Source organism: Cupriavidus malaysiensis (assembly GCF_001854325.1).
GTDB lineage: Bacteria > Pseudomonadota > Gammaproteobacteria > Burkholderiales > Burkholderiaceae > Cupriavidus > Cupriavidus malaysiensis.
This window is the reverse complement of record NZ_CP017755.1, coordinates 2,343,431-2,366,785: the sequence shown is the minus strand read 5'-3', so window position 1 is coordinate 2,366,785 and position 23,355 is coordinate 2,343,431. Positions and strand designations below refer to the sequence as shown.

The following is a 23,355-nucleotide window of genomic DNA, read 5'->3' as shown; positions in this document are numbered from 1 at the left end:
CGGCCTGCTCCAGGCCAGGGCACTCGCTGTTGGCCTCGCCGGCTCATCACGAACGGCCTGCTTGCCGCCGCCTTGCCTGCCGGATGGCTCAGAGCGTGCCGAGGAGTGACGTGTCTGGTACCGAAATCGCAGCGCCGAGCATGCCGTCCGAGGCGAATGTCGTCTCGTCGAGCAGTTCTTTCCATGCGGCCATGCGGATCCTGCCCGCGCCACAGCGCGAGGCCATGTTCCATATCTACGCCTTCTGCCGCGCGGTGGACGACATCGCCGACGGCGACGCGCCGCATGCGGCGCGGCTGGCCGGCCTGGATGCCTGGCGCCGCGACATCGCCGCCTGCTATGCCGGCGCGCCGCCCGCGGCCCTGGCCGAACTGGCCAGGCAGATCGCCCGCTACGACCTGGAGCAGGCCGATTTCCTGGCCGTGATCGACGGCATGACGATGGACGTGGTGGCCGATATCCGCGCGCCGGACGCCGCCACGCTGGACCTGTACTGCGACCGCGTCGCCAGCGCCGTGGGGCGGCTGGCGGTGCGCGTGTTCGGCATGGGCCGCGAGGACGGCGTGGCGCTCGCCTACCACCTGGGCCGGGCCCTGCAGTTGACCAATATCCTGCGCGACATCGACGAGGACGCCGAGCTGGGCCGCCTCTACCTGCCGGCCGAGGCGCTGGCGCAGGCGGGCATCCCGGCGGGCGAGCCGCGCGAGGTGATCGCCCATCCCGCCATCGGGCAGGTCTGCGCCGGGCTGGCGCGCGAGGCGCAGGCGCACTATGACCGGTCGCACGCCATCATGGCGCGCTGCCCGGCGCGGCAGGTGCGCTCGCCGCGCATCATGGCCGCCGTCTACCACGAGATCCTGGTGCGCATGCTGGCGCGTGGCTGGAATGCGCCGCGTGCGCGCGCCAAGGTGCCGCGCGTGCGCCTGCTGTGGCTGGTGCTGCGCCACGCGCTGGGCTGAGCGGGCAGGCCGCGCGCGGCCATGCCGGAGATGTCCGGGTGCGGGCATCGACCGGCAGCCGCCCGCGCCACGGAAGCCGTTCGGCATCTGTTCGAAGCCAGTCGTCCGCGTCGTTCGAAGACCGCAGTTCGACGGCCGTAGTTTGAATACCGCAGTTTGAAAGTCAGAGTAAGAAGAGGGTTCTGCCGACCATGACCCAGCTAGCAGTTTCCAAGAGTTCCCCCGCCCCGGACGCCGGCGCCGCGCAGGATGCGGCCCGCGACGATGCGCTCGAGCGGGCGATCGCCGGCGCCACCGACGCGCTGCTCGCGCTCCAGAAAGCCGATGGCCACTGGGTGTTCGAACTCGAGGCAGATGCCACCATCCCGTCCGAGTACGTCCTGCTGGTGCACTACCTCGGCGAGAACGCCGACGCCCGGCTGGAGGCCCGCATCGGCCGCTACCTGCGCCGCATCCAGAATGCCGACGGCGGCTGGCCGCTGTTCCATGACGGCGCGTCCGACGTCAGCGCCAGCGTCAAGGCTTATTTCGCGCTGAAGATGATCGGCGAGTCGCCGGACGCCGAGCCTATGCAGCGCGCGCGCGCTGCCATCCATCGCATGGGCGGCGCGGAGGCCAGCAACGTCTTCACGCGCACGCTGCTGGCGCTGTATGGCGTGATGCCGTGGCGCGCGGTGCCGATGATGCCGGTCGAGATCATGCTGCTGCCGGAGTGGTTTCCTTTCCACCTGTCCAAGGTGTCGTACTGGGCCCGCACCGTGATCGTGCCGCTGCTGGTGCTGAACAGCCTGCGCCCGCAGGCACGCAACCCGCGCAAGATCGGCATCGACGAGCTGTTCCTGCGGCCGTGCCAGGCCACGCGGCTGCTGCCCAAGGCGCCGCACCAGAGCCGTTTCTGGTTCACCGCGTTCAGCATGCTGGATGGCGTGCTGCGCGTGGCCGAGCCGCTCTTCCCCGACGCGCTGCGCCGGCGCGCCATCGAGCGCGCGCGCGCCTTCGTGGTCGAGCGCCTGAACGGCAAGGACGGGCTCGGCGCGATCTTCCCCGCGATGGCCAACTCGGTGATGATGTTCGACGTACTGGGCGTGCCGGCGGACCACCCCGACCGCGCGATCGCGCGCGAATCGATCGAACACCTGCTGGTGGTCCACGAAGCCGGGGACGAGGCCCACGACGAAGCCTACTGCCAGCCCTGCCTGTCGCCGGTGTGGGACACCGCGCTGGCCAGCCACGCGCTGCTGGAAGCCGGCGGCGAGCGCGCCACCGCGGCGGCCGAGCGCGGCCTGCAATGGCTGCGCCCGCTGCAGGTGCTCGAGGTGAAGGGCGACTGGACCGTGCGCCGCCCAGACGTGCGCCCCGGCGGCTGGGCCTTCCAGTACGCCAATGACTACTATCCCGACGTCGACGACACCGCGGTGGTGGCGATGGCCATGGACCGCGCGGCGCGCGTCGACGCGCCGGTGCCGCTCGGGCAGCGCGAGCGCTTTGCCGACAGCATCGCGCGCGCCACCGAATGGATCGTGGGCATGCAGAGCAGTGACGGCGGCTGGGGCGCTTTCGAGCCCGAGAACACCCACCTGTACCTGAACAACATCCCCTTCTCCGACCACGGGGCGCTGCTCGACCCGCCCACCGCCGACGTGTCGGCGCGCTGCCTGTCGATGCTGGCCCAGCTCGGCGAGATGCCCGAGCGCTGCAGCGCGGCGGCGCGTGCGCTGCGCTACCTGCTGGCCGAACAGTTGCCGGACGGCAGCTGGTATGGCCGCTGGGGCATGAACTATATCTACGGCACCTGGAGTGCCCTGTGCGCCCTCAATGCCGCGGGCCTGAAGCCGGACGCGCCGGAGATGCAACGCGCGGCAGATTGGCTGGTCGGCATCCAGAACGACGATGGCGGCTGGGGCGAGGACGGCGCCAGCTACAAGCTGGAATACCACGGCTACGAGCGCGCGCCGAGCACGGCGTCGCAGACCGCGTGGGCGCTGATGGCGCTGATGGCGGCCGGCGCCGTGGCGCATCCGGCCGTCGCGCGCGGCATTGCTTACCTGCAGGCCACGCAGCAGGAGGACGGCTTCTGGGCCGAGGCGCACTTCACCGCCACCGGCTTCCCGCGCGTGTTCTACCTGCGCTACCACGGCTACGCGCGCTTCTTCCCGCTGTGGGCGCTGGCGCGCTACCGCAACCTGCGGCGCGCCGGCAGCCGCCACGTGGCATGGGGCATGTAAGTCCCGGCGGGCGCGACGCGTCCGTGCTGGTCGTGTGCGGCATGGACTTCGAGGCGCGGCTGGCGGCCGCGCCCGGTGTCGCCACGCTCTACGGCTTCCGCGCCGGCGCCCTGCAGGCGGCATTGGAGCAGGGTGACTGGCCCCGCTGCGCGGGCGTGATCAGCTTCGGTGTGGCCGGCGGCCTGGAGCCGGGACTGGCGCCCGGCGCCGTGGTGCTGGCCGACGGCGTGCATGACGGCACCAGCCTGCACCCCGCCGACGCCGACTGGCTCGGCGCGCTGCGCCGGGCCTTGCCGCAGGCGCGCGTCGGCAGCCTGGCCGGCGCCGATGCCGCGGTCACCGACCTGGCCGGCAAGCGCGCGCTGCACCAGCGCACCGGCGCGCTCGGCGTCGACATGGAATCCCATCTTGCGGCGCGTTTCGCCCAGGCCCGCGGCCTGCGCTTCGCCGCCTGCCGGGTGGTGATCGATCCGGCCGACCGTGCCGTGCCGCCGGCTGCGCTGGCGGGCATGGCGGCCGACGGCAGCACCGACGTGCCGGCCGTGCTGCGCAGCCTGCTGCGCGCGCCCGGGCAGATCGGCGGCCTGCTGCGGCTGGCGCGCGACGCGTCCGCGGCGCGGGCGACGCTGAAGTCCGTGCGGGGAAGGGTCGGCGCGGGGTTTGCCCTGCCGGCAGGCTGAGCGGAGGGCGCCCGGCCTTCCGTGCCGGGCCGCATCCTGCAAGCCCTGCCGCTCCCGGCAGCGGGCCTGCCGGGAGCGCGAGGGCAGGGATCAGGCGCTCAGGCGGGCAGGAACCCTTCCACCGTCAGGTACCGTTCGCCGGTATCGTAGTTGAAGCCCAGCACCGTGGCGCCGGCCGGCAGCTCGGGCAGCTTGTGCGCGATCGCCGCCAGCGTGGCACCGGAAGAGATCCCCACCAGCAGGCCTTCCTCGCGCGCGGCGCGGCGTGCCATCTCGCGTGCCGGCTCGGCATCGACCTGGATGATGCCGTCGAGCAGCCCGCTGTCGAGGATGCGCGGCACGAAGCCGGCGCCGATGCCCTGGATCGGGTGCGGCGCGGGCGCGCCGCCGGACAGCACCGGCGAGGCGGTCGGCTCGACGGCATAGACCTTGAGCTTGGGCCAGGCATCCTTCAGCACGCGCGCGCAGCCCGTGATATGGCCACCGGTACCGACGCCGGTGATCAGCACGTCGACGCCTTCGGGGAAGTCGGCCAGGATCTCGCGCGCGGTGGTGCGCTCATGCACGGCCACGTTGGCCGGATTCTCGAACTGCTGCGGCATCCAGGCGCCCGGGGTGGACGCGACCAGTTCCTCGGCGCGGGCGATAGCGCCCTTCATGCCTTTCTCGCGCGGAGTCAGTTCGAAGGTGGCGCCGTAGGCCAGCATCAGGCGGCGGCGCTCGATCGACATGCTGTCCGGCATCACCAGCACCAGCTTGTAGCCCTTGACCGCGGCCACCATGGCCAGGCCGATGCCGGTATTGCCCGAGGTGGGCTCGATGATGGTGCCGCCCGGCTTGAGGCGGCCGTCCTGCTCGGCGGCCTCGATCATGGCCAGGGCGATGCGGTCCTTGATCGAGCCGCCCGGATTGCTGCGCTCCGACTTGATCCAGACGCGATGCTGGTCGCCGAACAGGCGCTGGATGCGGATGTGCGGCGTGCCGCCAATGGTGTGCAGGATATTGTCGACCTTCATCTGGTTTCTCCGTTGACTGGTGCCTGGTGCCTGGCGGCGCGTCCGAATGCCGGCGTGCCGGTTCGCCGGCGTGATTCTAGCGGCTTTGGCGGGCCATCGGTCCGGCGTGGCGGCAGGTTCCGCGCTGCGGCTGCGCGCCTGCCGGGCGTGTCGATGGGCGTGGATCGCTGTGCTCGGGACACAGTTGTTGACAGTAGCCATTGACTTCAAACGCTAACATTCGGCGTCATCACGGGGAAAATTCTCAAGCCAAAGGTCTTCTTTGGCTCATTTGCTGAAGCGGGGCACTGAGCGCGTTGGTCGGAATCGTCTTCCGCAGCGCCCTGGGATTCTCCTTCGAAGTCCGCTCCGCGCCAGCGGCGCCCGCTGCCGGTGTCCGACACGGCATCGACACCAGGGAACGCAAGATCGACCTGTTCCAGAGCCAGTGGATCCGTGGCAGCCGCTATGCGTTCCAGCGCGATGGGCCGCAGGCCAGCGATTTGCGCGAATTTCCGCGAGCCGTGCGTGCACGTCTCCGACACCTTGGGCCGTGCCTGCTAAGAGGCCGGCGCAGCGCTCCAGCACCATCCCCGACGGCATCGAACTGCCACGCTCGCCGCGCAGCCCGATGTACGGGGGGCACGGAGATGGCCGGCTTCGGTTTCGAACTGCGCGGCATCATGGCGCTCACCGTCCGCCTGGGCCGGTACGGGGTCGTCAAGGTGCAGGCGATCGCCGCACGGCTGCTGTTCGCGGCGGGCCGCTGGGTGCTGGCGCTGCCGGGGGCTCAATCTCGACTTCTGCCTGGAGCAGCGCCACGAGGTGCCGCTGAACGCGCTGTTCCTGATGCTGAACCCCTGTCTGGCGCGGTTGACGCTGGAGCCGGGGCCCGACCTGGTACGGCCATGGCTTCGCCGCGGCCCTGCCGAGGGTGGTGGCGCGGCGCTGCAGCTGCTCGATCGCAGGCCGGGCAGGCTGGAATACGAGACCTTCATCCGGCAATGAAGGCCACCGGCAACCGGGAGCAGTCCCCCGCCCGGCAGGGTCGACGGAAGGGGGGGCTGTTATGTACCATGCGCAGGAAAGGCGCCCTGGCGCGTTTCCGGAGCCGTGCCAGGTGGGCGCGGCGGAGGCAGAAGAGGGAAGTATGAGAATTGCCTCGGTCGAGGATGACAAAGACCAATCCGAGCTGATCCGGCAGATCCTGGTGGACGCCGGCCACGAATGCACCAGCTTCGGCGACGGCAGGAGCCTGTTGCGGGCCCTGCGCGACCAGGTCTTCGACCTGCTGCTGGTCGACTGGCAACTGCCCGACATCGCCGGTCCGGAGATCGTGTCCTGGGTGCGGCAGAACTCCGGGCGCCTGCCGCCGATCCTGTTCGTCACCAGCCGCTCCCAGGAAGAAGACATCGTCGCCGGCCTGACCGTGGGCGCCGACGACTACATGATCAAGCCGATCCGGCGCGCGGAACTGAACGCGCGCGTGCAGGCGCTGCTGCGCCGCGCCTATCCCGAGGCCGCCCAGCAGGAACAGATCGTCCGCCAGGGCAACTACTGCCTGGACGCCGGCGCGCGCACCGTGCTGGTGGGCGGTGAGCCCGTCGAAGTGTCGCCGCGCGAGTTCGAGCTGGCGCTTTTCCTGTTCCGCAACATCGGCCGCCTGCTGTCGCGGGAGGTGGTGGAGCAGGCGGTGTGGGGCCGCAGCATCGGCGCGGGCTCGCGCACGCTCGACACCCATATGTCGCGGCTGCGCATCAAGCTGTCCCTGCGCCCGGAGAACGGGGTCAGGCTGACATCCGTCTATTCCCATGGTTACCGTTTCGAGAGCGTGAATGCAGCGGATGAGCAGGCGGAGTGAAGGGGTGCGTGCCGGCGCCCGGCTGGCGCTGGCGGCTTGCGGGGTGGCGGCTCTCTGTGCCGTAGCGGTCACGCGGGTGTGGGCCGGTCCGGCCGGAACCGAAGGCGAGGACTTCATCTACCTCGTGGAGCGGGGCGATACCCTGATCGGCCTGGCGGACCGCTACATGACACGGCTCGACGGCTGGCGCATGCTGCAGCAGCTGAACCGGGTCGGCGACCCGTACCGGCTGCAGCCGGGCACGCGCCTGCGCATTCCCCTGAAATACATTGCCGAGCAGGCCGGCAGCGCCCGCGCGGTGGCGGTGCACGGCGACGTGCGCGCCGACGGCGCGCCGCTGCGTGCCGGAACGCAACTGGCCGAGGCGGCCCGCATCGAGACCGGCGTCGACGGCCTGGTGACGATCGAGCTGTCCGACCGCTCGCGCCTGACCCTGCCGCCGTCCAGCGCGGTCCAGGTGCGCCGCCTGCGCGCCTTCGCCAAGACCGGGCTGACCGACTCCATGCTGGAGGTCGGGCGCGGCGGCGCCGAGGCCCAGGTGGCGCCGGGCGGCACCGGCGTGGGCCGCTTCGAGATGCGCACGCCGATGATGGTGACCGGCGTGCGCGGCACGCGTTACCGGGTGGCGGCCGACGATGCGGGCAACCGCAGCGAGGTGCTGCAGGGCATCGTCGGCGTGGCCGGCATCACGGGCGCCGGCAAGGTTGGCAAGGCCGGCGCGGCGGCCCGGGTGGGCGCCGGCTATGGTGTGTCGGCGTCCGGCGGCGGCAAGCTTGCCGCGCCGGTGCCCCTGCCGCCGCCGCCGCAGCTGGGCGCGTTGCCGCAGCCGGTGCTGGGCGCCACGGCGCCGCTGCAGTGGCAGCCGGTCGCGGGGGCCAGCGGCTACCGCGTGGTGGTGTCGCGCGATGCCGAACAGACCGAGTGGCTGTCCACGCAGCGGGTCGCAGGCCAGCAGGCCACGCTGGCCGACCTGCCCGAGGGGGTGCTCTACGTGGGCGTCAGCGCCATCGGCGCGCAGCGCCTGACCGGGCCGGCCTCGGTGCAGCGTTTTGTCGTCCGCTTGACTCCGCCGGCGCCGTTCATGCTGCGTCCCGGCAAGGATTCCTCGCAGTACGGGCAGCAGGTCGGCTTCGCCTGGGCCCACGTGGACGGAGGCGTGCGGGCCTACGAATACGAAGTGGCCGGCGACAGCGATTTCCGCGATGCGGCGGTGCAGCCGCTGCGCAGCGAGCAGACCGAGGCCGGCCGCGAACTGGCGCTCGGCAGATGGTGGTGGCGGGTGCGCTCGCTCGACGCCGCGGGCCAGCCCGGCCCGTGGTCGGAGTCGGTGCCGTTCACGGTGGAGCCGCCGCCACCCCAGCCCAGCCTGGCCGACGATGGCGGCGACACGCTGCGCATCCGCTGGCCTGCCGCCGGCGCGGCAGCCGCAGCGGGCTATCGCGTGCAGCTGGCGGACGAGGCACGTTTCACCCATCCGCTGGTCGACGCGCATACCGAGACCAACGAGGTGGCGCTGCCGCGCCCGGGCTCGGGCTTCTACTACGTGCGCGTGGCGCGAGAGGGGAAGGGCGGCGGTAAAGCAGCCGTCAGCGAGGCAGCCTTCTCGGCGCCGCAGCGGATCGAAGTCGTGCAGTACCTGCGCGATGGCACCGGCCAGCCGGTTGCCAGCGCCGGCGGCATGATCCGCCGTGGACAATAGCCGGCCCGGCACATCTCCTGGCGGGCTGCGCGGCGCGCTGGCCGCCTACCTGGCGCCGTACCGGCGCCGCACGCTGCTCGACTGGTGGCTGCTGAGCGCCGCGGTGGCCGTGCTGGCGATCGCCGCCGCGCACTGGCAGTGGACCCAGCGGGCGGACCTGGCGGTCTACGACATCGGCATCGCGGCACAGGCCCATGCGCCGCAGCCGGACATCATGATCGTCGCCATCGACGATGCCAGCATCACCTCGATCGGCCGCTGGCCGTGGCGGCGCGCGGTGCTGGCCGACCTGATCGATCACATCGCCGCCGGCAAGCCGCGCGTGATCGGCCTGGACATCATCCTCTCGGAGCCTGACCTGCGCTCGCCGGGCGACGACATGGCGCTGGCGCGCAGCATGGCGCGTGCCGGCAACGTGGTGCTGCCGGCCCTGGCGGAGGCCGTCGGCGGCAGCTGGACCATCCGCTATCCGCTGCCCTGGCTGGGCGCCGCCGGCATCGGCCATATCGACATGGCGGTCGACGTGGACGGCGTGGCGCGCCAGGTATTCCTGCAGGAGGGGCTGCCCGGCGCCTTGCTGACGCATTTCTCGGCGGTGATCGCCGGATTCGGCCGCAGCGCGCGCCCGGTGGCGGACTACCGTCACGAGAACGCTCCCGATCCCTTCCGCGCCGACGGCGACTGGCAGCGGCGCTACCTGGTGCGCATCCCCTTCGCCGGCCCGCCCGGCACCTTTCCGCGCGTATCCGTGCGCGACGTGCTGTCGGGCGCGGTGCCGCCCGAAGTGTTCCGCGGCAAGGCGGTGCTGGTGGGCGCGGCGGCCACCGGGCTCGGCGACGTGTTCCCGACCCCGGTGTCGCGCGACGGCCGCGGCATGAGCGGCGTCGAGATCCTGACCAACACCATCCAGGCCCTGGAGCAGGGCAGCGCGATCGTGGCGGTGGCGGCACCCTGGTTCTGGCTCGGCACCTTGCTGCCGATCCTGCTGGCGGCGCTCGCCGCGCTGATGCTGGCGCCGCGCGCGGCACTGCTGATCAGCGTGCTGCTGGCCGGCGCGGCCTTCGCCGCCAGCCTGCTGCTGATGGGCCTGGCGCACCTCTGGTTCGCCCCGGCCTCCGCCATCGTCGGCTGCCTGCTGTTCTACCCGCTGTGGAGCTGGCGGCGCCAGGAGGCGGTGCTGCGCTTCCTGGCCCAGGAAGCCGCCCGGCTGGAGGCCGAGCCCGGCCTGCTCGGGGCGTCGCCGCCGCGTGGGCCGGCCGGCCGTTCGCTCGACCACCGCATGGAAGCGGTCTACCGCATGAGCTCGCGCCTGCGCGACCTGCGCCAGTTCCTCTCGGACGCGCTGGAGAGCCTGCCCGAGGCCACCGTGATCTGCACGCCGGAGGGCCGCGTGCTGCTGGCCAACCGGCGCTGCGCCATGCTCTGTGCGGCCGCGGGTGGGCGTAGCGCAGGCGAAGGGGAGACGGGCGTGCCGGCCGACGTGCACGAGTTGCTGACCCGGCTGTTTCCCGTGGCCGGCCCCGGACTGGCCTATTGGGAGGGCCTGCATGCAGCGCTGTCGACCGGCGAGGGCAGCCAGGGCGAGGTGGAGGAAGGCGGCGTGGAACTGAGCAGCGGCGACGAGCGTCCCTTCCTGCTGCGCGGCGCCGCGCTGCGCAGCAGCAATGGGGGGCTGGCCGGGGTGATCGTCAGCCTGATCGACATTTCCGAGGTGCGCCGCGCCGAACGGCAGCGCGAGCAGACGCTGCGCTTCCTCTCGCACGACATGCGCTCGCCGCAGGCCTCCATCCTGGCGCTGCTCGAACTGCAGGCCGATGCCGCCAAGGCGCTGCCGCAGCCCGCACTGCTGGCCCGCATCGGCGGCCTGGCGCGGCGCACGCTGGACCTGGCCGACGACTTCATCCGGCTGGCGCGCGCCGAGACGCAGCCACTGCGCCTGCTGGAATCGGACCTGGCCGGCCTGGTACTCGACGCCACCGATGCGCTGTGGGCGCAGGCCAGCGCGCGCCGCATCGAGCTGGCGCTGGATATCTGCGAGGAGGCTTGCGTGATGATGGCGGAACCGGCGCTGCTGGCGCGCGCCGTGGCCAACCTGGTCGGCAATGCCATCAAGTTCAGCCCGGACGGCGGCACCGTCGCTGTGAGCCTGGCCCGGGAGGCGGGCACCTATGCGATCCGCGTTTCCGACCAGGGGCCCGGCATCGCGGTAGAGGACCAGGCCAGGCTGTTCCGGCCCTTCAGCCGGCTGCACGAGGGTGAGCACGGCACGCCGGGCGGCGTGGGGCTGGGCCTGGTGTTCGTGCGCACCGTGGTGCAGCGGCACGGCGGCACCATGGCGGTGGAGAGCGAGCGGGGCGCCGGCGCCACCTTCATCATGCGCCTGCCGGCGCCGCCGGAGTCCGGCCAGCGGCCAGCGTCCGGCGGCTAGCGGGTTAGCGGGTTAGCGGCGCGCCGCCTGCGTGGCGGCACCCTCGGCGCCCGCGGAGCCGGGCGCGGCGAGGCCGGTCACGCGGCTTTCCATCTGCTTGATCTTGCGGGCCTCGCCCGCTTCCTTGCCCTGCTGCAGCGTGACGCAAAGCACTGCCGTCAGCGCCACGGCGACCATGCCGAGGGCGAGATACCCGATCACCTTCGTGCGGTTCATGGCGAAGCCGCTCCTTTCTTGCATTCCACGGAATAAGCACCGCAGTCTAAGGCCGCGCCCGGCAGGCTACTGCAAACAATTGCAATGCCTTGTGCGGCACACATGACGGGCCGCACGTGCCTGGCGGTCGACACAATTGTTGGCAGTGCCGCACAGCGACCCTCAGTAATATCGCCGCACTGCCGGACCGGCCTCGATCCGCGCGGTTTTCGTGCCCGCCCGGTCCCCCCGCACAGCAGTAGCCGGGCGGGCACGACTTTTTTCCCGGCGCCGCGCCTGGCCGCCATGCCGGTCCACCGTCGCGCGTTACGCGCCTATCCCTTCAGCCGCGCTTGTGCGCGCTGCCTTCCCGCAGCAGTTCGATCATCCGTTGCGCCAGCGGCGACAGGTACGCGCCGACCCGCGAGATCGCGCCGATGCGGCGCCCCAGGTCCAGTTCTCCCTGCCGCAGCGGCAGCGCTCTCAGCCCACCATGCGCGGCACCGTCACGCGTGCCGGCGATGGTGAGCAGGTGTGTGCCGGCGACCAGCTGGAACAGCGAGGTACTGCCGAAATCGATTTCGATGCGCAGCTTCGGCTCGCCCAGGCCGCGCTGGCGGAAGGCGGCGTCGACCTGCTGGCGCAGCACGATGTGGGGCTCCGGCAGCAGCCATTCCTGCTCCGCCAGGTCCGCCAGCCGCAGCGGACCGCGGCCATGCAGCGGGTGCGCCGGGTCGGCCAGCACGGCCAGGCTGTCGTCGAACAGCAGTGTGGCGGCGAAGGCATCGGCATGCTGGCGGGGCAGGGGGGCCACGACGAGATCGAGTTCACCGGCCTGCAGCGAGTCGGTCAGCTCGCGTGCCAGCCGCCGGTGCAGGCGCAGCCGGCCGGCGGGGCGCTCGCGCAGCAGCTGGCGGCAGGCATCCAGCACCAGCGCCTCCGGGATGGAGGGGGAGTAGCCCAGCCGCAGCATGCCGAGCTGGCCGGTGCGGATGCCCTGCATTTCCTGCAGCGCATCGTCGTACTCGAGCTGGATGCGGCGCGCGCGTTCGAGAAAGCGCGCTCCCGCCTGGGTCGGACGCATGCCATTGGCACTGCGCTCGAACAGCGGCAGGCCTGCCTGCGCTTCCACGCGCTGCAAGGCCTTGGTCAGCGCCGGCTGGCTCAGCCCGAGCGCCTCCGCCGCGCGGCCGATGCTGCCGTGCAGGGGGATCGCCAGCAGGTATTCCAGGTCGCGGGTCTCCATCTTTGCATTCCTTATGGTTATGGCTTGATAGCTGATGCGCCATTGTAGGAATGGGGGGCATCTTACAGACTGGGGGCCGGATACATCAAGGAGACAACGATGGCTTTTGCCCTCTTCCTGCAGCGGGCCGCGCGCTACTGGGGCGACCGGCCCGCGGTCATGCATCGCGAGCGCGTGCTCAGCTTCCGCCAGCTCGACGAGCGTTCCACCCGGCTGGCCAACGCCCTGCTGGGCCTCGGCCTGCGCCCCGGCGACCGCGTCGCGGTGCAGTCGCGCAACTGCGCGGAACTGGTCGAGATCGAATGCGCGCTGTACAAGTCCGGCCTGGTCAAGGCGGCGCTGAATCCGCGCTTCACCGCCGCCGAGGCCAGCGACGTGGTGGAGAACTGCACGCCGCGCGCCTTCATCGGCGGCGACGGCTATACCGGCTACGCGCGCACCACGCCGGGCTTCGCCGCGGTCGAGGCCTTCGTGGCGCTGGGCGGGCCGGCGGCCGGCTACCTCGGCTACGAGGACCTGCTGGCGCGTGGCGGCACCAGCCGGCCGCCGCATCGTGCGGCGGCGGCCGATGCCGCCGTGCTGCATTTTTCCTCGGGCTCCACCGGCCGCATCAAGGCCGCCGTGCAGAGCTACGGCAATCGCATGGCGTCGCTGCGCAAGATGCTGCTGGGCATGGACCGGCAGGCGCGGCCGGGCGACCGCCTGGCCCTGATCGGCCCGGTCACCCATGCCTCCGGCATGCTGATGCAGCCCTTCCTGTACTGCGGCGCCACGCTGGTCCTGTTCGATCGCTTCGAGCCGGCCCATTTCCTGGCCGAGGTGGCGCGCCTGCGCATCACCCATGTGTTCATGGTGCCGGCGATGATCCACATGCTGCTGGCGGATCCGGCGCTGGAGCAGGCCGACCTGAGCAGCCTGAAGACGCTGAGCTATGGCGCCGCGCCGATGGCGCCGGCGCGCATCCGCGAGGCCTGGGAGCGCATCGGGCCGATCCTGTCGCAGGGCTACGGCGCCAGCGAGTCGACCTCGGGCGTGACGCGGCTGTCCACCGCCGACCATGCCGAGGCGATCGCCGGCCGGCCCGGGCGGCTGGCCTCCTGCGGGCGCCCGCACGGCGAGACCGAGGTGCGCGTGGTCGACGAGCAGGGGCGGGAGGTGGAGGGCGACGCCATCGGCGAGATCGTGATCCGTGGCGAGGATGTGTTCCAGGGCTACTGGGGCGAGCCGGAGCTGACGCGCGAGGTGCTGGTCGACGGCTGGCTGCGCACCGGCGACCTGGCGCGGGTGGACGAGGAGGGCTTCATCTACCTGGTCGACCGCAAGAAGGACATGATCATCTCGGGCGGCTTCAACGTCTATCCGACCGAGGTGGAGGCCGTGCTCTACCAGCACCCCGACGTGATGGAAGCCTGCGTCATCAGCGTGCCCGACGCGACCTGGGGCGAGAGCGTCAAGGCCGTGGTGGCGCTGCGCCCGGGGCGCGCGCTCGAGGCCGCCGCGCTGATCGCGCACTGCCGCGAGCGCATCGCCGACTACAAGACGCCGCGCTCGGTCGAGTTCGTCGGCGAACTGCCCAAGAACCCGAGCGGCAAGGTGGCGCGCAAGGTCGTGCGCGAGCCGTACTGGCAGGGCGTGGCCCGCCGCGTGAACTGAGGAGGAAGCAAGCCATGTTCGATCATCTGACCGATCCCGCCCTGGTCGACCTGCGCGCGCGCATGCGGCGCTACGTCGAGGAGGAACTGGTGCCGCTCGAGCGCGAGCTGGGCCTGGACGCCGAGGCGCCCTGGCCGCGCGAGGTGCTGCAGGGGGTATGGCGCCGCTCCAGCGAGCTGGGCTTCTACCAGGCCTGCCTGCCGGTGGCGCTGGGCGGGCAGGGCCTGAGCATCGCCGCCCAGTGTGCGCTCAAGGCCGACCTGGCCGCCAGCGGCGCCGTGCTGGCGCCGCACGTGCTGGGCGACCTGGGCGGCCCGCCGCGCGTCGGCAATATGCTCAAGTACGCCACGCCGGACCAGCTCGAACGCTACTTCAAGCCGGTGATCCGCGGCGAGAAATCCGTCTGTTTTGCCTTGACCGAATTGCACTCGGGCTCGGACGCGCAGAGCATCACCACCAGCGCCGTGGCCGACGGCGACATGCTGCGCATCGATGGCGGCAAGCACTACATCAGCGGTGCGCCCTTCGCCGACTTCGCCATCGTCATGTGCGTCACCGACGCCGGCGCCTCGCCGCCGGCGATCTCCGCGGTGCTGGTCGACCTTGACCTGCCCGGGGTCAAGGTCAGCCAGGACTATGTGCCGATGTCCGGCCAGCACATCGACGCCGACATCACCTTCACCGACGTGCGCGTGCCGCGCGCCAACATCCTGGGCGGCGAGGGCAACGGCTTCAAGCTGGGCATGTCGCGCATCAACGTGAACCGGCTGCTGCATTGCCCGAGCATGCTGGGACTGGCCATGCGCGCCTACCGCTCGTCGCTGCAGTACGCCGGCCAGCGCCGCCAGTTCGGCGGCCCGATCGCGCGCTTCCAGGCCATCCAGCACATGCTGGCTGACATGGCGGCCGCGCTGTGGGCCTGCGAGAGCATGATCGCGCAGACCGCCGCGCTGGCCGATGCCGGCGCCGACCTGCGCATGAAGGCCGCGGCCTGCAAGCTGTTCGTCTCCGAACGCTGCTTCGAGGTGGCCGACAAGGCGGTGCAGATCCACGGCAACGTGGGCGTCACGCGCGGCCACCCGGTCGAGCAGGCCTTCCGCAAGCTGCGCATGTTCCGCGTCTTCACCGGCACCAGCGAGATCCAGCGCAACACCATCGCGCGCGCCATCCTGCAGCCGGCGCAGGGAGAACCGTCATGAACCGCAGGCAATGGCTGACGCTGGCCGGGGCGGCGGCGCTGGGCGGCCTGGCCGGCCCGGCGCGCGCGGACGCCGGCTACCCGAAGCGCCCGCTCCGCCTGCTGGTGCCCTTCCTGGCCGGCAGCGCGCCTGACAGCACGGCGCGCGTGCTGGCCGAGGGCCTGCGCCAGCGCCTGGGGCAGCCGGTGGTGGTGGAGAACGCGGCCGGCGCGGGCGGCGTGATCGGCGCCGGCATGCTCAAGCGCGCCGCGCCCGACGGCTACACGCTGGGCGTGCTGGCCAACACGCACGTGATCAATGTGCACACCTTCCGCCGCCCGCCCTACGATCCTGCGCGCGATTTCACGCCGATCGCCGCGCTGGCGGGCGGGCCCACCGTGCTGGCGGTGCCGGCATCGGCGCCGTACCGCAGCGTGGCCGACCTGGTGGCCGCGCTGCGGCGCAAGCCGGGCGGATTCAGCTTCGGTTCCGGCGGCAAGGGCAGCATCGCCCATCTTGCCGTCGAGATGCTGCCGCACCAGAGCGGGACCCGGGCCCTGCACGTGCCTTATAAGGGCGCCACCGAACTGGTCGCCGCGATGCTGAGCGGGCAGACCGACTTCGGCATGCCGGTGCTCGGCACCGCCGCGCAGTACCTGCACAACGGGCAGCTGCGCGCCCTGGCGGTGTCGTCGCCGGCCCGCTCGCCGTACTTCCCCGAGGTGCCGACGCTGGCCGAGGCGCTGCCGCCGGGTTTCGTCATCGACAACTGGAGCGGGCTGTTCGCGCCCGCCGGGCTGCCGGCGCCGCTGCTGCAGCGCCTGTTCGCCGCGGTCGGCCAGGTGCAGGCCAGCGGGGCGTTCGACACACAGTTGCGCGCCACGGCGGGCGAACTGCGCCGCAGCCCTTCGCCGGCCGAATTCGCCGCGCTGGTGGCCGGCGACGCCCGCCGCTACGGCGCGTTGATGAACGAGATCGGCATGGAGTCGACCTGATCGGAGCTGGTGCGATGGAGAAAGCGGAGTGGTCCTGCCTGAAGGACGTGAAGATCATCGACCTGAGCCAGCTGCTGCCGGGTCCCCATGCGACCACCTTGCTGATGCAACTCGGTGCCGAGGTGGTCAAGGTGGAGCAGCCTGGTACGGGGGACACCTCGCGCCAGCTCGGCGCGGCGGTGTTCGCGCAGTTCAACCGCGGCAAGCGCGCGCTCGCGCTCGACCTGAAGAGCGCGCAGGGCAAGGCGGATTTCCTCGCGCTGGTACGCGGGGCGGATGCCGTGGTCGAGGGCTTCCGCCCGGGCGTGCTGCGGCGGCTGGGGCTGGACTATGCGGCGCTGTCCGCGGTCAACCCGGCCATCGTGCTGTGCTCGATCTCGGGGTTCGGGCAGGACGGGCCCTATGCCGACCATGCCGGCCACGATCTCAACTACCTGGCGCTGGCAGGCTACTGGTCGGTGCCGGCGCAGGTGGAGGACAAGGTCTCGCGCCCGCGCACCCGCGTGTCGGACTACGCGGCCTCGGGCTACGCCGCGCTGGCGCTGGCCGTGGCGGTGATGAGCGCGCGCCGGCATGGGCGCGGCCAGCATCTCGACGTCTCGATCCATGACGCCATCCTGTCCTGGACGGCGCACGGCGCCTGGGCCGCGCGCGCGCACGCGGACAAGCCGCTGGACGCGCCCAGCGTGCTGCCGGACAACGACCTGTTCGCCACCCGCGACGGCCGCTGGCTGGCGCTGGGCATCCTGGAGAACAAGTTCTGGCTGGCGCTGGGCGAGGCCCTGGGCGCGGCGCATCCCGCGCTGCACGATCCGCGTTTCGCCACGCGCGCGGGCAGGATGCGCTACAAGGAAGAGGTCCACGCCATGCTCAAGGGCATCTTCCTGGGCGGCACGCTGGCGGAATGGGAGGCGGCCTTTGCCGGGCGGGACCTGCCGTTCTCGCCCGTGCTCGAGGCACAAGCGCTGTTCGACGACCCCCATGTGCAGGCGCGCGGCATGATCCGCTCGCTGCCGGAGGAGAAGGGGATCGCGCTGCGCTTTCCCGTCAAGTTCTCGCTCGGCCTGCCCGACAGCGGCATGGAGGTGCCCCCGCTGGGCGGAACCTGACGCTGGGTGGCGGCTGGGTGGCGGCGGGGACGGCGGGAGCGGGTGCGCCGACAGGGCGCAATCTGGGTATGATGGAAACGATGGCGTCGCCCAGGCAGGCGCCGCCGAATATGCCGGATCACGCCGGATCACGCCGTCAAGAGCCACCCCCTCATGCAACGCACGGTCGCGCCCGCACGCCCAGGAGCTCATATGCCACGGTCGCACAAGCTGCCGTCACCGCGTTCCCTGCTGCTGGCGGCCTGGCTCGCCGCGCCCGCTCTATGTGGCGCCGTGACGCTTGCCATGCCGCTGCGCGATCCCGCCACCCATGCCACCACCACTTGCCAGCTCGAGCCGCCGGTGTTCCCGCCGGCCCTGCGCGCGGCCCACGCCAGCGGAGGGGTGCAGGTCGAGCTGGTGCTGGGCCTGGACGGCAGCATCGAGTTCGCCCAGGTACGGCAGGGCTCCGGCCAGGCGGCCTTCGACGACGCCGCGCTGGCCGCGGCGGGCCGGGCCAGGTGCCAGCCCTTCCGCGATGCGGCCAGCGGTGCCCCGGTGCGCGGCAGCGCGCTGGCGCGCTTCGAGTTCCACCTTGCCGACGGCGGCGGCGCCTCGCGGCCGCAGGCCGAACCCTTGACCCTGAACAGCGAGCAGCGCGCCGCACCGCCGCCGCAGGTGTTTCCCGCCAATTACGACGAGGCGCTCAGCGTGCTGGTGCGCGCTTATGACGTGGACGCGGTGGTGACGGCGGGCATGGACAAGGCCTTCGCCAGGCTGCCCGAGCGGATCGGGCCGGTGCCGAAGGCACGCTTTGTCGAATGCACGCGCGGGCACTTGTCGGGGCCGGTACTGGAGCAGGTGGTGCGGCCCGGCTTCGCCATGGTGCTGTCCGATCCGGACCTGATGCTCAAGCTGGCGCGCCTGCTGAACTCGCCGCTGGGCCGCAAGGTCAAGGAGGCGACGCTGGCCGGCAAGGCGCTGGAGGCTGCCGGCATCACCGGTGCGGATGCGCTGGAGGCCAACCGCATGCTGGAAAGCCCCGACCTGAGGGCCTTTCTCGACGGGGGCGGCCTCAAGCGCATCAACGACGCGGTCGCGCCCTATCTCTTCGTGGCCAGCCGGCAGGCGCGTGACGCCTGCCTGAAGGAACTGGTGCCGCCCGGCACCTACCCGCTGCAGAACGAGCGCCCCGCCTGAGCGCGGCGGGCCGTGGCAGGCCGCGTCCGGTGCCTGCGCGGCGGCGCCGCGCTCAGCCCACGGCGACCGCCTCGGGCCGGTGTAGCTGCGTGGCGGCCTCGCGCACGAAGCGCACGCTGGTGTCCACCGCCGTGATCGGCAGCATGTGCCCGCCCGGCACCAGCACCAGCCGGGCGCCCGGCACCTTGGCGGCGAGCGCCTCGCCGTTGTGCGCCGGATCGAGGATGCGGTCTTCGCGTCCGTACAGGATGCTGAGCGGCAGGCGCAGACCGGCATAGGCCGGCACCTGCGGCGGCAGGCTGTGGCCGGCCGCCACCAGGTCCTCCGAGGCGGCGATGAAGTGGCTGGGCCGCAGCGCCAGCAGGCCGCCGCCGCGCGTGGCGAAGTCTTCCGGTACCGGGTCGGGACCGAACACGATCGACATGACCTGCTCGCGGCGGGCGATCGACATCGGCACCGCCAGTGTCCAGGCGATCAGCCGGCGCAGCCAGGGGCGCTCGGTGGCGAGCGCCTTGAATACCGCCGGCACGCTTTCGGGCGGATGCGTGAGCGGGGCCAGCAGGGCCAGTCCGCCGACGCGCCCCGGGTGGCCGAGCGCCAGGGCCAGCGCGATCGCGCCGCCCAGCGAGTGGCCGACCACCAGCGGGCGTTCCAGGCCGAGCCGGTCGATCAGCGCGGCCAGCGCGGCGGCCTGGGTCGGCAGGTCGGCGCCGGTGCCGGGCTGGCGCGTCGAATAGCCGGAGCCCGGGCGGTCCACCGCAATCACGCGGAAGTCGCGCGCCAAGGGCTCGATCATGCCGTAGGCAAAGTTGCCGAGCTGGCCGGACAGGCCGTGCACCAGCAGGATGGCCGGACCCTGGCCGCGCTCGACCACGTGCAGGCGCGCGCCCGGCACGTCGACGAAGCGGCCGGTGGGCGGCATGCCCTGTTCGATGCGCCGCGCGATGCGGCCGGTGAACCAGGCCAGGCTGGCGCCCAGCACGAGCAGCAGCGCGAGCATGGCGAGGAGGATGGTGGTGAGGACGCTCATGATTGCAGGCTCCGGCCGATCAGGTTCCAGTAACGGACCGGCGCAAGCCGCTCCAGCAGGGAAAGCACCACCGCGTCGCTGCCGACCAGCACGCGTGAGCGGCGTTTCTCGATGCCACGCAGGATGATATCCGCGGCCTTGGCCGGCGGCATGCGCAGCAGCTTTTCCGTGCGCTTCAGGCGTTGTTCGACCTGTTCGCGCGGGATGTCGCCGGCCACGCGGGCATTGCGCGCGATCGAGGTGGCGATGCCGCCCGGATGCACCACGGTCACGCCGATGCGGCTGTCGGCCAGCTCGTGCCGCAGTGCGTTGGAGAAGCCGCGCACGGCGAACTTGCTGGCCGAGTAGGCAGCCTGCCCCGGCGGCGAGATCAGGCCGAACAGGCTCGACAGGTTGACGATGCGGGCATCGTCGCTGCGGCGCAGCAGGGGCAGGAAGGCACGCGTCATGCGCACCACGCCCTGGAAGTTGATCGACATCAGCCAGTCGAAGTCGGACTCGCTGACCTCTTCGAAGCTGCCGCCCAGCGCCACGCCGGCGTTGTTGACCAGCAGGTCGACGCGGCCGTGCTCGGCCATCACCGCCACCGGCAGCGCGGCCACGGCCTCGCGGTCGGCCACGTCGAGCACGTGCAGGCTCACGCGTACCTGGCGCAGCTCCGGCAGCGCGGCAGTCTGCTCCAGGCCGGCGCGATCGCGGTCGGCGAGGGCCAGGTGGCAGCCGCGCAGCGCCAGCGCCTGCGCCAGCGCGCGGCCGATGCCGCTGCCCGCGCCGGTCAGCACCGCCACCCGACCCTTGAGCTGCATCTGCGCGCCGAGCGGCGCGTCGAACTGCATCACGCCGTCGTCGATGCGGCCGTAGCGGATGGTCAGCATGTCCATGAAGTAGTTCTGGTACACGCGCCAGGGCTTGCGGTCGCCCTGCCTGGGCAGCACGCTGGCGGCGCGCTGCACGTAGCCCGAGGTGAAGTCGAGGAAGGGCTCGGCCTGCACCTGGCCGTCGCGGCGCGCCACCGCGATGCGGCGGCCGTGGCGGTCCATGTAGCGCAGCAGGCGGCACACGTACTCGGCGGTCAGGTCGGCCTTCAGTGTCCACGAGGCATTGGTGTAGCCGAAGGCCAGCACCATGTTCGGCACGTCGCTCAGCATCATGCCCTTGTAGGCGATCGATTCGGCCGGCACGCGCCGCTGGCCGTCGACGGTGATGGCGATGTCGCCCAGCATATTGAGCTTGAGGCCGGTGGCGACCACCACCACGTCGGCCGCCAGTTCCTTGCCCGAGTCGAGCTGGATGCCGTGCTCGGTGAAGCGCGCGATGGTGTCGGTGACGACCGAGGCGCGGCCGTCGCGCAGTTCGCGGAACAGGTCGCCGTCGGGCACCAGGCACACGCGCTGGTCCCAGGGTTTGTAGCGCGGCGTGAAGTGCGTGCCGACGTCGACGCCGGGGCCGAGCTGTTCGGCGGCCATGCCGACCATGCGCAGCTTGACCTGCTCGGGGCGGCGGCGCGCCAGCTGGAAGAAGAACATCCCCAGCAGCACGTTCTTCCAGCGCGTGATGCCGTAGGCCAGGCCCTCCGGCAGCAGGCGGCGCAGCTTGTGCGCGATGGCGTCCTGGCCCGGCCGCGCCACGATATAGGTGGGGGAGCGCTGCAGCATGGTGACGTGGGCGGCGCTCTGCGCCATCGCCGGCACCAGCGTGACGGCGGTGGCGCCGCTGCCGATCACCACCACGCGCTTGCCGGCATAGTCGATCGACGGGTCCCAGAACTGCGGATGCACCATGCGGCCGCGGAAGTTCTCCTCGCCGGCGAAGGCCGGCCGATGGCCTTCGGCGTAGCTGTAGTAGCCGGCGCAGACATAGAGCAGGCGCGCCCGCCACTGCACCCGGCTGCCGTCGGCGGCGCGTTCGGCCTCGACCGTCCAGCAGGCCGCGCCGCTGTCCCAGTCCGCGCGGATCACCTTGTGACCGAAGCGGATGTGCCGGGTGATGCCCGCTTCGTCGGCGGTCTCGCGGATGTAGGAGAGGATCGAAGGGCCGTCGGCGATGGCCTTGGCGCCTTTCCAGGGCTTGAAGCGATAGCCCAGCGTGTACATGTCGGAATCCGAGCGGATGCCCGGATAGCGGAACAGGTCCCAGGTGCCCCCCATCGACGCGCGCGCCTCGAGGATGGCATAGCGCTTGCCGGGGCAGCGCTGCTGCAGTTGGCGGGCGGCGCCGATGCCGGACAGGCCGGCGCCGACGATGAGGACGTCGAGCGGTGAGTCTTGGGGGGCGGTGGCAGTCATGGAGAGGTCCGGATGAAATGCGCTTCTGACACTTTAGGTTGTCAGATTCCTTATGACAACCCAATCTGACAATAGGGAATGTCATAATGGCGGCATGACCTCCGAGCTTTCCCCCGCCCGCCGCTACCGCGGCGCCGATGCCGATGAGCGGCGCGCCCAGCGCCGCTGCCAGCTGGTTGCCGCCGCCATCCAGGTGTATGGCGAGCGCGGCTACCAGCATTCCACCGTCAAGGCGGTCTGCGAGGCCGCCGGCCTGACCGAGCGCTATTTCTATGAATCCTTCGCCAACAGCGAGGCCTTGCTGGCAGCGTCCTTCGAGACGGTGACCCAGGTGCTGCTGCAGCAGCTGGTCGCGGCCGGCGAGGCGGCCGGCCGCAGCGGCCGGCGCCGCGCGCTGGCGATGCTGCAGGCCTATTTCGGCGCGCTGCAGCGCGATCCGCGCTCGGCGCGGGTGTTCCTGGTGGAGATCCAGGGCGTCAGCAAGCAGGTGGACGAGGCGCTGGACGCCTCCTTGCGCGGGCTGGGCAGCCTGCTCGCGCAAGCCCTGCTGCCGGCCGGCGAGGAGCCGGATGCGCTGCTGCTGGCCGGCGCCACCGGCGGCATCATGCATGTCGCGCTGCGCTGGATCCGCAACGGCTATGCGCCCGCGGTCGAGCAGGTGGCCGCCACCGCGCTGCAGCTGGCCCTGGTGATCACGCGCAAGCCAGTGGTGCTGGCGCAACAGGCGGCGCCGGCCGGTGGCACGGCGCCTTGTCTTCAGGCGGGCGTTTGAAGCGCGCGGCAGCGCCGCGTGCGTGCGGGATGGGAATCGGGGATGGGCGTCAGGGCTTGGCCGGTTCCGGCTGAGCGGGTGCGGCGGGCGCGGCGCCGGCGGGCTTGGGTGCCGCCTGGCCTTCGCCTTCGCTTTCGCTGTCCTCGTAGTTGGGCAGGTTCTTGTCGGCGCGGCTGCCTTCGATCAGGTAGCGCCGGCGCTGCAGGTAGGCATCGCGCGTGAAGGCGTACTTGTCGAGCGCCGCCAGCGACAGCAGGTCGGTGGCGCCCAGCAGGTTGGCGCGGGTGTCGACCACGTTGACGGCGAACAGGCTGTAGCGCCAGACCGGATCGATGTAGGTGGTCGGGTCGAGCAGGAAGTTGGCGCCCAGGCCGACACCGTCGCGCACGGAGCTGGGGCCGAAGAAGGGCAGCACCAGATAGGGGCCGGACGGCAGGCCCCACACGCCCATGGTCAGGCCGAAGTCCTGCGAATGGCGGTTCAGGCCGGCCGGTGTGGCTACGTCGAACAGGCCGCCGATGCCGAACACCGTGTTGATGGTCACCCGCATGAAGCTCTCGGTGGCATCCACGGCCTTGCCCTGCAGCAGGTTGTTGACCACGTTGCCGACGTCGCCGATGTTGGCGAAGAAGTTGGTCACGGCGCTGCGCACCGGTTGCGGCGTCACCGCCTTGTAGCCCTTGGCGACAGGCTGGGCCACATAGGTGTCGACCTTGTCGTTGACCTGGTAGACGGCGCGGTTGAGCGGCTCGAGCGGATCGTCGGGCGAGGCCTGCGGACCGCTCGCGCAGCCCGCGCAGAGCAGGGCGGTGGCGGCCAGCACGGGCAGCGGATGGGGGCGGAGAAGCGGAAAGGTACGGCGCATG

Annotated in this window: 19 protein-coding genes; 13 read left to right on the top strand and 6 right to left on the bottom strand. The window is 71.7% G+C overall.

All coding sequences use genetic code 11. The annotated features are described in order from the left end of the window. Positions 1-191 precede the first annotated feature (191 nt). The 3 genes from hpnD to BKK80_RS29970 all read left to right on the top strand — a co-directional run bounded on the left by hpnD (position 192) and on the right by BKK80_RS29970 (position 3,864). Positions 192-959, top strand: a complete 768-nt coding sequence (hpnD, locus tag BKK80_RS29980) for a presqualene diphosphate synthase HpnD (RefSeq protein ID WP_231908095.1) — start codon at positions 192-194, stop codon at positions 957-959. A gap of 191 nt (positions 960-1,150) precedes the next feature. Next, positions 1,151-3,184 (top strand): squalene--hopene cyclase, encoded by a 2,034-nt coding sequence (gene shc, locus BKK80_RS29975; protein WP_071072439.1) that lies wholly within the window; start codon positions 1,151-1,153, stop codon positions 3,182-3,184. Further along, positions 3,172-3,864, top strand: coding sequence for a phosphorylase (locus BKK80_RS29970; RefSeq protein ID WP_083384456.1), 693 nt, complete (start codon positions 3,172-3,174; stop codon positions 3,862-3,864). The genes shc and BKK80_RS29970 overlap by 13 nt, the downstream gene beginning before the upstream one ends. 98 nt (positions 3,865-3,962) lie before the next feature. Here the strand turns inward: BKK80_RS29970 and cysK are convergent, their stop codons facing one another. Continuing rightward, a complete protein-coding gene (cysK, locus tag BKK80_RS29965; RefSeq protein ID WP_071019010.1) occupies positions 3,963-4,880 on the bottom strand; it encodes a cysteine synthase A in 918 nt (305 codons plus the stop codon). Between the two features lie 804 nt (positions 4,881-5,684). Between cysK and BKK80_RS37045 the strand changes: the two genes are divergently transcribed. From BKK80_RS37045 to BKK80_RS29945, 4 genes are all read left to right on the top strand, one after another. Then, positions 5,685-5,867 (top strand): hypothetical protein, encoded by a 183-nt coding sequence (locus BKK80_RS37045; protein WP_071038626.1) that lies wholly within the window; start codon positions 5,685-5,687, stop codon positions 5,865-5,867. A gap of 142 nt (positions 5,868-6,009) precedes the next feature. Continuing rightward, positions 6,010-6,720 carry a response regulator transcription factor gene (locus BKK80_RS29955; RefSeq protein WP_071019013.1) on the top strand — a complete coding sequence of 237 codons (711 nt, stop codon included), beginning with the start codon at positions 6,010-6,012 and terminating at the stop codon, positions 6,718-6,720. A 4-nt stretch (positions 6,721-6,724) separates the two neighbouring features. Next, positions 6,725-8,419, top strand: a complete 1,695-nt coding sequence (locus tag BKK80_RS29950; protein ID WP_162287361.1) for a FecR family protein — start codon at positions 6,725-6,727, stop codon at positions 8,417-8,419. Then, complete coding sequence (locus BKK80_RS29945; protein WP_236903831.1) at positions 8,409-10,847, top strand: CHASE2 domain-containing protein; 2,439 nt, start codon at positions 8,409-8,411, stop codon at positions 10,845-10,847. Before BKK80_RS29950 ends, BKK80_RS29945 begins: the two co-directional genes overlap by 11 nt. 12 nt (positions 10,848-10,859) lie before the next feature. Here the strand turns inward: BKK80_RS29945 and BKK80_RS36805 are convergent, their stop codons facing one another. Continuing rightward, on the bottom strand, positions 10,860-11,063 hold the full coding sequence (locus tag BKK80_RS36805; protein ID WP_084084975.1) for a hypothetical protein: 204 nt from the start codon (positions 11,061-11,063) through the stop codon (positions 10,860-10,862). Between the two features lie 322 nt (positions 11,064-11,385). Further along, a complete protein-coding gene (locus BKK80_RS29935) occupies positions 11,386-12,288 on the bottom strand; it encodes a LysR family transcriptional regulator (protein WP_071019018.1) in 903 nt (300 codons plus the stop codon). A 99-nt stretch (positions 12,289-12,387) separates the two neighbouring features. Between BKK80_RS29935 and BKK80_RS29930 the strand changes: the two genes are divergently transcribed. The 5 genes from BKK80_RS29930 to BKK80_RS29910 all read left to right on the top strand — a co-directional run bounded on the left by BKK80_RS29930 (position 12,388) and on the right by BKK80_RS29910 (position 18,402). After that, complete coding sequence (locus BKK80_RS29930) at positions 12,388-13,941, top strand: AMP-binding protein (protein WP_071072437.1); 1,554 nt, start codon at positions 12,388-12,390, stop codon at positions 13,939-13,941. 14 nt (positions 13,942-13,955) lie between these two features. After that, positions 13,956-15,140, top strand: coding sequence for an acyl-CoA dehydrogenase family protein (locus BKK80_RS29925; protein WP_071072435.1), 1,185 nt, complete (start codon positions 13,956-13,958; stop codon positions 15,138-15,140). Then, positions 15,137-16,114, top strand: coding sequence for a tripartite tricarboxylate transporter substrate-binding protein (locus BKK80_RS29920; protein WP_071072433.1), 978 nt, complete (start codon positions 15,137-15,139; stop codon positions 16,112-16,114). Before BKK80_RS29925 ends, BKK80_RS29920 begins: the two co-directional genes overlap by 4 nt. A 14-nt stretch (positions 16,115-16,128) precedes the next feature. Continuing rightward, a complete protein-coding gene (locus tag BKK80_RS29915; protein WP_071072430.1) occupies positions 16,129-17,223 on the top strand; it encodes a CaiB/BaiF CoA transferase family protein in 1,095 nt (364 codons plus the stop codon). Between the two features lie 192 nt (positions 17,224-17,415). Continuing rightward, positions 17,416-18,402 (top strand): TonB family protein, encoded by a 987-nt coding sequence (locus tag BKK80_RS29910; RefSeq protein ID WP_071072428.1) that lies wholly within the window; start codon positions 17,416-17,418, stop codon positions 18,400-18,402. Between the two features lie 52 nt (positions 18,403-18,454). On the opposite strand, the gene BKK80_RS29905 is transcribed toward BKK80_RS29910, so the two are convergent. Together BKK80_RS29905 and BKK80_RS37605 are read right to left on the bottom strand one after the other, a co-directional pair. After that, a complete protein-coding gene (locus BKK80_RS29905) occupies positions 18,455-19,432 on the bottom strand; it encodes an alpha/beta fold hydrolase (protein ID WP_071072426.1) in 978 nt (325 codons plus the stop codon). Continuing rightward, positions 19,429-21,717 carry an NAD(P)/FAD-dependent oxidoreductase gene (locus tag BKK80_RS37605; protein ID WP_083384459.1) on the bottom strand — a complete coding sequence of 763 codons (2,289 nt, stop codon included), beginning with the start codon at positions 21,715-21,717 and terminating at the stop codon, positions 19,429-19,431. The genes BKK80_RS29905 and BKK80_RS37605 overlap by 4 nt, the downstream gene beginning before the upstream one ends. Before the next feature lie 94 nt (positions 21,718-21,811). On the opposite strand from BKK80_RS37605, the gene BKK80_RS29895 reads away from it, so the two are divergent. Further along, positions 21,812-22,489, top strand: a complete 678-nt coding sequence (locus BKK80_RS29895; RefSeq protein WP_071019032.1) for a TetR/AcrR family transcriptional regulator — start codon at positions 21,812-21,814, stop codon at positions 22,487-22,489. A 49-nt stretch (positions 22,490-22,538) separates the two neighbouring features. Here the strand turns inward: BKK80_RS29895 and BKK80_RS29890 are convergent, their stop codons facing one another. Beyond that, complete coding sequence (locus BKK80_RS29890) at positions 22,539-23,354, bottom strand: MlaA family lipoprotein (protein ID WP_071019034.1); 816 nt, start codon at positions 23,352-23,354, stop codon at positions 22,539-22,541. Position 23,355 lies beyond the last annotated feature (1 nt).